Origin of the sequence: Kitasatospora sp. NPDC056800 (assembly GCF_042789775.1) — a bacterium.
Classification (GTDB): domain Bacteria; phylum Actinomycetota; class Actinomycetes; order Streptomycetales; family Streptomycetaceae; genus Kitasatospora.
This window is the reverse complement of the sequence record NZ_JBHUAL010000018.1, coordinates 63,528-72,395: the sequence shown is the minus strand read 5'-3', so window position 1 is coordinate 72,395 and position 8,868 is coordinate 63,528. Positions and strand designations below refer to the sequence as shown.

Here is an 8,868-nt window from a genome sequence, read left to right as displayed (position 1 = left end):
CCCGCCGCCGGGGCTCGTGGCGCGGCTCGGCTCAGCCGGTGGACTGGACCTCGTACGGGGCCGGGTAGCGCGTCTCGTACGGGGTCAGCACCAGCCGCACCACGTCCTCCAGGCGCCGCCGGGCGTCCCCGAGGGTGGTGCGGCCGGTCACCCAGGCGGTCAGCTCGCCCTGCCAGGCGTGGGCCACGATGTGCCGCACCAGGTCGCTCGCGGCGGCCGGCACCTCGGCCGTCACCGCTTGCAGAGCGGTGCTGTCGGCCCGGGCCATGCCCTGCAGGGCCTCGCTGGCGAAGGGGTCGGTGGAGGCGGCCACGGCCACCCGTAGCCGGGCGAGTTCGGGCTGCCGCTGGTAGGCCCGCATCCCGCCCCGGACGAACCGGACGGCCCGGTCGGTGGCCCCGAGCCCGGCCCTCGGTCCGCGCAGCTCGGCCACCAGGTCGGCCAGCAGCAGGCGGTGCCATTCGGCGATCGCCGCAGCCAGGAGGTGGTCCTTGGAGGAGAAGTAGCGGTACGCCGTCCCCAGGGCGACTCCGGACCGCTCGCAGACTTGTTTCATCTGCATACGCTCGACGCCGATCTCGTTCACCAGGGCGAGCGCGGCCGCGATCAGGCTTTCGCGGCGTTCGAGCTGACGCGGAGACATCGCCTCCACCGGCCGTGGTGACAGGTCAACCTTGGTCACCCGCACCATGATACGGGCCGGGGCCGCTCAGGAGTATGACGCCGTCCGGCCCCCTTCCGTTCGTCCGGCGGTCACCGGGGTGCCGGAGGTGTGACGGAGGGGGCCCGCGGGCGTCACGACGGGTCGCGGACCAGCGCCTCCTGGACGGCGGAGGCGACCAGCCGGCCGTCCAGGTCGTAGAACTCGCCGAGCGCCAGGCCCCGGCCGTCCGAGGAGGACGGGCTGCGCTGGGCGAACAGCAGCCACTCGTCGGCCCGGAAGGGGCGGTGGAACCACATCGCGTGGTCCAGCGAGGCCATCAGCAGCCGGGGCGGCTCGGTGCGCTGGAAGAAGTTCGACTGCACGTCCAGCCCGACGGTGGAGGCCAGGGTGAGGTCGGACAGGTAGGCGAGCGCGCCGGCGTGCAGCAGCGGGTCGCCGTCCGGCAGCGGGGAGGCGGTGCGCATCCAGACGAACTGCTGGAGCAGCCCGGGGGCGGCCGGCGGCAGCCCCGGGGTGTCCGCCGGGACGAACCGCAGGTCGAGGTCGCGGAAGCCGCCGGACGCGGCGAAGCCCCGGCGGACCTCCTCGGGCAGGAGGGCGACGGCGTTCGGCAGCGACTCCGGGTGCGGCAGCGGCGGGATCCGGCGCTGGCGGTCGGCGGCCGGCTCGGGGTGCTTGAAGGAGACCGAGAGGGTGAAGATCTCGTTCCCCCGCTGGAGCGCCGTCACCCGGCGGGTGGTGTACGACAGGCCCTCGCGGACCCGCTCGACCAGGTAGTCGATCGGGTGGCCCGGGGTGCCCGGCAGCAGGAAGTAGCCGTGCAGCGAGTGCACCGGGCGCTCGTCCTCGCAGGTGCGCCCGGCGGCGACGAGCGCCTGCGCGGCGACATGGCCGCCGAAGGCGCGCATCGGGGCGCCGGCGTGGCAGCAGCCCCGGAACGTGTTCTCGTCCAGCCGCTCGATCTCCAGCAGCTCGGCGAACGGGGCGGCCGGCACGGCGCGCCGTTCGGCCCGGACGTGCGGTTCGGTGAGGTCGGTCACGAGGCCATAGTGGCAGAAGCCAACCGGGTGGTGGTGTGACCTGGGTAACGCCGCCCGCGGGCTCGCGTGATGACATAGAACACGTTCCAGTCCTATCCTCGGTTCCGGCCCTGCGCCCGGCCGGGTCGGGGCCCTCCCGGCGCCCTCGCGAGGCCGTCCCGAGGCCGCCCCGAGGCCGTCCCGCCGGATTGTCAGTGCCCTCACCTAGCGTGTTCGGCATGACGCAATCCGCACACGCGTACGCCTATCTGCGCCCGTCGGCCGTCCTGGACGGCGCCGACGGCCGGCACCTCGACCTGGCCACCTCCGGCGGCGCCACCCCGCTCGGCGCCGCCGCCAACCCGCGCTTCTTCGCGGGCTTCCTGGCCGATCCGGCGCCGGCCGCCGCCGCGCTGCTCGCGGTCGCGGACGTCGCCGCCGCGCGCTACTACCAGCCGCGGCTGCGTGCCTCGCTCGACCCGGTGGTCACCGCCAACGGGGACCGGCTGCGCTTCGAGTCCTTCTCGGGCTGCTGCGGCGTCTACGCCCGGCTCGACGTGCTCGGGGCCGGGCTCGACGGGGACGAGATCGGCCACGGCACCACCAACGTGGACGTCAACAACCCGCTGCGCGAGGCGCTGACCAGGATCGGCCCGGCCGACCCGCTGCACCTCGCGGTCGGGCCGGACGCGCTGGAGGTCACCACCTTCGACGGCCCGCTGGTCGAGAAGAAGGTGCCGCTGCCGGAGCGCTGGCTGCGCGGCTTCGCCGAGACCCAGGTGGTCGCCGCCGGTTTCGAACCGCGCGCCGAGCTGCCCGCCGCCGAGGCGGTGCGGTTCCTGCGCTCGCTGCCGCGCGGCGGGCGGGCCGGCGTCGGCTGGGTCGTCCCGGCCGGGAAGACGCTGCGGCCGACCACCCGGCCGGTGCCCGGCGCGGTCTGCCTGCCCGGGCCCGACCGGCTGGTGGCGCTCCAGCGGGTGCTGCGGCACGCGCTCGCCCTGCGGGTCTACGGGCCGGTCGCGGCCGGGGAGCCGACCGCCTCCGCCTGGGAGGCGGTGCTGCCCGGCATGCGGCTGACCCTGACGCTGTCGCCCGACGCCGCCCGGGGCTTCTCCGGCGAGGGCGGGGTGCTGGACGCGCTCGCCACCGGCACGGCCGAACGGGACGCCGAACTGATCGCGGTGCTGCTCGCCTGGGAGCCCCGGATCGAGGTCGGGGACCTCGCCGCCCAGTCCGGGCTGAGCCCCGAGCGGGTCCGCGCCGCGCTCACCCGGCTGGGCACCGCCGGGCAGATCGGCTACGACACCGCCGAGGCCGCGTACTTCCACCGGCAGCTCCCGTACGACGCCGGGCGGGCCGAGGCGGCCAACCCCCGGCTGCGGGCCGCCCGGGCACTGGTCGAGGCCGGCGCCGTACGGCTGGAGGAGGGCGGGGCGACGGCCGTCGTCACGGTGGACGAGCACATCCAGCGGGTGCGGACGGACGAGTCGGGGCGGCTGAGCTGCACCTGCCTGTGGTGGGGCAAGTACCGGGGCGGACGCGGGCCGTGCAAGCACGCGCTCGCGGTCGGGATGGTACGGGAGACGGCCGCCGGGGCGGCGGGGACGAAGGGGGCCGGAGCGTGAGCACGGTGGAGGGGGCCGACCGGCAGGGGCCGGTCGGCGAACTGCTGACGACCGTCCGGTCCGGGCGGCTGGCACGGATACCGGAGCTGTTGGCCGGGCTGGACGCGGCCCAGCGGCGGGCCGCCCTGACCGCCCTCAAGGCGCTGCGCAAGGAGCTGCGCCAGGAGTGGTCCCGGGAGGCGACCGAGACCAGGGGACGCCTGCTGGTGGCCGGGGCCGGCTGCCACTCCGGCCCGGCCGCCGCCGCCACCTGGCTGGCCGGCAGCGACTTCGGCGTCCGCGACTGGGCCCGGAACTCCGTGCTGCACCAGGTCGTCGAGGCGCAGCCGGTGGAGTGGCAGGTCGAGGTGGTCACCCGGCTCGCCGTCCGGCCGGTGCGAAACCAGGGCTGGTCGATGTACCCGGTGATGGAGGCCGTGGTCCGGCGCACCGGCTGCGAGGTGCCGCGCGGCGAGACCTTCGTCCGGGGCTGGACGGACCGCGTGAGCGACTTCGGCAGCCGCGGCGCGCGTCCCACGCTGGCCGAGAAGCTGCGCCAGGACGCCTTCACCCCGGTGCTGCTGCCCGAGCTGCTCGAACTCGCGGACATCGGCTGGCAGCTGACGCACCGGCACAGCCCGCGCCCCGGCGACGTCTGGACCGAGGCGATCGGCGAACTGGCCGCGACCGGCCTGGTCGACCGGGCCGAGCTGCTCGACCGCTGCCTGGCCCGGCTGCTGCGCGGTGGCAAACCGGCCGACCAGCGGGCCCTCCTGGAGGTGCTGCGGGCGCTCGGCCCGACACCGGCCGAGTACGCGGCCCGGGTGCGCGACCTGGTGGCGCTGCTGGACGGCCAGTCGGTGCTCGCCGGGCACGCCCAGGAGGTGCTCGCCGGGCTGGACGAGGCCGGCCTGATCGAGCCCGAGGTGCTCGCCGAGGCCTCGGCGGTGGTGCTGTTCCGGACCGAGAAGAAGCTGGTCCGCGCCCAGCTGGCCTGGCTGGACAAGGCCGCCCGGCGCGCGCCCGGGCGCTCCGGCCCGGTGGTGCTGGCCGCGGCCGAGGCCTTCGGGCACCCCGACGCGGCCCTCCAGGAACGGGCGCTGAACGTGGTGGCCCGGCACCTGAAGGCGGCGGGGGAGGCGGTGGTGGCGGAGCTGCGGACCGCCGCCGAGGGGCTGAACCCGGCCCACCACCAGCGCGCGGGCGACCTGCTCGGCGCGCCGGTCGGCGGCGACGGGGACGACCCGGACACCGGGTGGAACGCCCTCCTCCCGCCGGCCCCCGAACCGCGCCCGCTCGGCGCCCCGATCGGCTCGGCGGTGGAACTCGCGGAGGAGCTGTCCGCCCTGCTCGCCTCGGAGGAGCCCGCCGTGGCGGACTTCGAGCGGGTGCTGGACGGGCTGGTCCGGCTCACCCGCCTGGACCGGAAGGCGCTGGCCGAGGCGGTGGAGCCGGTCCGCCGGGTGCACCCGTGGCGCGGCACCAACAGCGTGGGCGACTGCACGCCCCGGGAGATCCTCTACGTGGTGGCCGCGGTGGCCGGGGAGACGCCGCCGTGGAAGGTCTGGGACTACCTCGGCCGCAAGGGCCGCTCCGTGCTGCGCGGAGCGCACACCACCGTGCACGGGGCCGTCCTCGCCGCCCGCCTGGAGGAGGCCGCCTGGCAGGTCCACCACGCCGGGCTGCCGTACCTGCTCGCCACCCCGACCGACGCCACCGGCGCACTGGACGCGGCCGAACTGGTCGAGCGGCTCGCCGGGTACGAGGCGGCGGGCGTCAAACCAGGGAAGGCCGACTTGTCCCAGGCCCTGCTGCGGGTCGACGTGCGGGCGAAGGAGGCGGTGCTGAAGGCCGCCGAGGCGCTCACCTCCCCGGCCGGGCGGTGGCTGGCGCACTGGCTGCGCACCGGCGGCCTGCCCGGGCAGCCCTCCGAGCGGGTGGTGTTCGCGCCCGGCAAGGGGGTGCGGCACACCAACGTGCACGGGGACCGCTGGTGGGAGGAGGTCGAGCGGATCGCCGTCGCCCAGCCGGGCATCGGCGCCGGACCGAAGGGGCCGGGCGGCGAGCGGCTCCCGGCCGAGCCGCGGGCCCTGCTGGACGGCACCGAGCCCAGCGTCGCCCGGGCCCGCACGGTGTACGGCTGGACGTGGCGGCCCGTCGCGCACTGGTTCGCGATGCTCCCCTGGCACCGGGAGGAGCTGGCCGCGCGCTGGCTCGACCCCTTCGCCGGGGGCGCCGACCAGGACGAGCGCGGCGCCGCCCGCTACCTCCCGCTGCTCGCCGAGGCCGGCGGCCCGGCCGGGCTCGCGCTGCACCTCGCGCTGGCGTACGGCCTGGGCTCCCGGCACGCCGAGGACCGGACGGCGGCGGTGGACGCCCTGCTGGTGCTCGCCGCGCGCGGCGACCTGGACGGCGCGCTGCTCGGCCGCGAGCTCGGCGCCCTGGTGGCCTGCGGCACGGTGATGGCCGGCCGGCTGGGGGCGGCGCTCACCACGGCGGCGGAGACCGGCGCCCGGGCGACGGTCTGGTCGGTGCTCGGGGCGGCCCTGCCGGCCCTGCTGGGCGAGGCCGACCAGTCGGCGCGCGGGCTGGGCGACCTGGTCGCGCTGGCCGCCGACTGCGCCCGGCGCACCGGGGCCCGCGGGCCGGTCGCCGAGGTGACGGCGGCGGCCGAACGCGGAGGCTCGGGCCGGGTGGTCAAGGAAGTCCGGGCGCTGCGGGACGTCCTCGCGGGCTGAGGGGGCGGCGCGGGCCGGGTGGCGGTTTGCGGCTGACAGCTCTCAGTCGACGGTTTTCGGCGAACAGCTTTCAGCGAACAACTTTCAGAAGACGACTTTCAGCGAACAGATTTTGAAATCTGTTCGCTGAAAGTCGTCGCCTGTTCGCGCGCCCCGGCCGCCCCCGCCCCGGTTCCCCCGGCTTCGGCCGCCCCCGGGCCGGCCACCGCCTCCTCCGGCCGCTCGCCGACCAGCTGCGGGACGCCGTGCGGGCCGGCGGCGACGGCGCGCCACCACAGCCGCAGGGCGGGCGGGGCGGCCGGTTCGAAGGGCTTGCCGGGGCGGGGCACCGCGAGTCGGGCGCCGAGCGTCTGGGCGGCGGTGACCACCCGCTCGGCGGGCTCCTCCCAGGGGTGCGGCGCGAGGTTGAAGGTGCACCAGTGGATCGGCAGCAGCAGCTCGCCGCCCAGGTCCAGGTGTGCCCGCACGCCCTCCTCGGGGGTCATGTGCACCTCGGGCCAGAAGTCGCTGTACGCGCCGACCTGCATCATCGTCGCGTCGAACGGGCCGAGCCGACGGCCGATCTCGGCGAAGCCGGGGAAGTAGCCGGTGTCCCCGCTGTGGAAGATCCGCCGTCCGCCGCCGGCCACCACCCAGGACGCCCACAGGAACAGCGTGCTGGTGCGCGGCCCGCGGCTGCAGTAGTGGCGGGCCGGCGTGGCGGTCAGGGTCAGCCCGGCGACCTCGGCCGACTCCCACCAGTCCAGTTCGACGATCCGCTCGGCCGGTACGCCCCAGTGCTCCAGGTGCGCCCCGACCCCGAGCGGGACGGCGAACGCCGCGCCCGTCCCGATCAGCGCCCGGACGGTGCCCATGTCGAGGTGGTCGTAGTGGTCGTGGGAGATCACGACCACGTCCACCGGCCCGAGTTCGGACAGCGGCAGCGGCACCGGGTGCAGCCGCTTGGGGCCGGTCCAGGAGAAGGGGGAGCAGCGCTCGCCCCAGACCGGGTCGAGCAGCACCCGCCGTCCGTCGATCTCGGCCAGGACCGTGGCGTGCCCCAGCCAGGTCAGCCGCAGCCCGGACCGGGGCGGCGCGGCCAGGTCGACGGGGAGCAGCCGGTGCACCGGGACGGCGGCGGTCGGCGTCCGGCGGGTCTTGTCCCCGGTCAGCTGGGCCCGGGGGATCTCCAGCGGGCTGCGCTCGTACACCAGGCGGCGGGTCGGCACCGGGTTGCGGAAGGCGCCGTCGGCGAAGTGCGGGGAGCGGCGGATGCGGGCCAGCCGTTCGCCCCGGGGCTCGGCGCCGAAGGCGTCGGTCCGGATCCGGTGCCAGGCGGACCGGGGCAGTCCGGCCAGCCCGGGGGCGGCGCGCTCGGCCGCGGGGCCGGCGGACGGCGGGGCGAGCTGCGACGTCAGACCGGCGAGGCGGGAGAACCACGGGGCGGGGCGGGGCACGGCTCCTCCAGGGACGGTCACGGCTACCGGGCGTGCCGGGGCGCGCAGCACAGCGGCGGGTGGGGCTGCTGCGATGCGACAACCATCTCGTCGGAGATTACTCGCCGTGGGCCGTCCGGACCTGGTGGAGAGCCCCGCGCGGTCCAATCGGCGTACCCGGGGAGGGCGGCCCGGGCCGGTGCCCGGGTTCGGCCCGGCGCGGGTCCGCGCCGAGTGGAGCGCGGGCCCGAGCGCCCGTCGGTCCGCCCTCCGTCAGGCGTAGAAGCGGGTGATCGTCTCCGCGACGCAGTGCGGCTTGGTGCTCCGCTCACTGGTCACGGTGAACCGCACCACCGCCTGGACCCCGCCCGGCACCTCGGTCGCCGAGAGCAGCTCGGCGGTGGCCCGGACCGCCGTGCCCACCGGCACCGGCGCGGGGAAGCGCACCTTGTCGGAGCCGTAGTTCAGCGCCATCCGCACGCCTTCGACGGCGTAGCACTCCTTCGCGAGCACCGGGATCATCGACTGGGTCAGGTAGCCGTGCGCGATGGTCGAGCCGAACTGGCTCTCCTTGGCCCGCTCCGGGTCCACGTGGATCCACTGGTGGTCACCGGTCGCCTCGGCGAACAGGTCGATCTGCCGCTGCTCGATGGTGTGCCACTGGCTGGTGCCCAGCTCGGTGCCGACGGCGGCGGTCAGCTCGGCGAGGGAGGCGAAGGTCGTCACGGTGCGCTCCTGGTGGGGGACGGACCCGGGGAGGGATCAGGACGCCGGAAGCGTATGCCTACCCATCGGTATCTGTCAGGAGCCGAGCGGGAAACCGGTGTTCACGGGGCCGGTCCTCACGGGCCCCGGGCCCGTCGGCCCCGCGCCCGTCGGCCGTCGCGTCTGGCGCCCCGGGGCGCCCGGTCCGGTCGGGAACAGCCGGCGGCCGCTCACCAGCTCCGGCACCAGCGCCACGAACAGCGGCTCCGGATCGCCCACCCACGGCCGCAGGCCGGAGCGCAGCACCCGCCTGACCTGCTCGGGGTCGCTCACCACGTCGGCCCGCCCGTGCACCAGTACGCTCCACCCGGTGCGGGTGACCGGGTCCAGCAGATCCGCCTGGAAGGCCACCACCGTGCCGTCCAGCCCGCGCGCGGTGGCACTTCCCCGGCGTACGGCGAGCACCAGCCGCCCGTCCAGGACCTCGAAGGAGACCGGCAGGACGGCCGGCAGCGCGTGCTCGGTGTACACCACGCGCCCGACGGGCACGGTGCTGAGCAGCCGCAGGCACTCGGCCTCGCTCAGGGTCTCCACACGGTCCTCACGCTCCATGCGTCCGATCGTCCTCGGTCGGTGCCCGCATCGATAGGGCCCATGGTCCCTGAGCGGACGGGCCGGGAGCCCCGTCGGCGGCCGTCCGGGGCGGTAGCCTGCCCGGCGGGT

General features: G+C 76.3%; 7 protein-coding genes. 2 read left to right on the top strand and 5 right to left on the bottom strand.

What is annotated here, in order from left to right; genetic code table 11:
- Nucleotides 1–31 precede the first annotated feature (31 nt).
- The gene (locus ACFRQN_RS06595; RefSeq protein WP_063780393.1) at nt 32–682 is read right to left on the bottom strand and encodes a TetR/AcrR family transcriptional regulator; all 651 of its coding nucleotides are present in this window, start codon (nt 680–682) and stop codon (nt 32–34) included.
- A gap of 113 nt (nt 683–795) precedes the next feature.
- Nucleotides 796–1,704: an acyl-CoA thioesterase gene (locus tag ACFRQN_RS06590; RefSeq protein ID WP_380738708.1), complete on the bottom strand. Its 909-nt coding sequence runs from the start codon at nt 1,702–1,704 to the stop codon at nt 796–798.
- A 218-nt stretch (nt 1,705–1,922) separates the two neighbouring features.
- Between ACFRQN_RS06590 and ACFRQN_RS06585 the strand changes: the two genes are divergently transcribed.
- Nucleotides 1,923–3,308: an SWIM zinc finger family protein gene (locus ACFRQN_RS06585; RefSeq protein ID WP_380738706.1), complete on the top strand. Its 1,386-nt coding sequence runs from the start codon at nt 1,923–1,925 to the stop codon at nt 3,306–3,308.
- Entirely contained in the window at nt 3,305–6,025 is a 2,721-nt protein-coding gene (locus ACFRQN_RS06580) for a DUF6493 family protein (RefSeq protein ID WP_380738704.1), read from the top strand. The genes ACFRQN_RS06585 and ACFRQN_RS06580 overlap by 4 nt, the downstream gene beginning before the upstream one ends.
- A 98-nt stretch (nt 6,026–6,123) precedes the next feature.
- Here the strand turns inward: ACFRQN_RS06580 and ACFRQN_RS06575 are convergent, their stop codons facing one another.
- The 3 genes from ACFRQN_RS06575 to ACFRQN_RS06565 form a co-directional block, all read right to left on the bottom strand.
- Complete coding sequence (locus ACFRQN_RS06575) at nt 6,124–7,362, bottom strand: MBL fold metallo-hydrolase (protein ID WP_380738714.1); 1,239 nt, start codon at nt 7,360–7,362, stop codon at nt 6,124–6,126.
- A 351-nt stretch (nt 7,363–7,713) separates the two neighbouring features.
- A complete protein-coding gene (locus ACFRQN_RS06570) occupies nt 7,714–8,166 on the bottom strand; it encodes a MaoC family dehydratase (RefSeq protein ID WP_380738702.1) in 453 nt (150 codons plus the stop codon).
- Between the two features lie 75 nt (nt 8,167–8,241).
- Entirely contained in the window at nt 8,242–8,757 is a 516-nt protein-coding gene (locus ACFRQN_RS06565; RefSeq protein ID WP_380738700.1) for a pyridoxamine 5'-phosphate oxidase family protein, read from the bottom strand.
- Nucleotides 8,758–8,868: the final 111 nt, after the last annotated feature.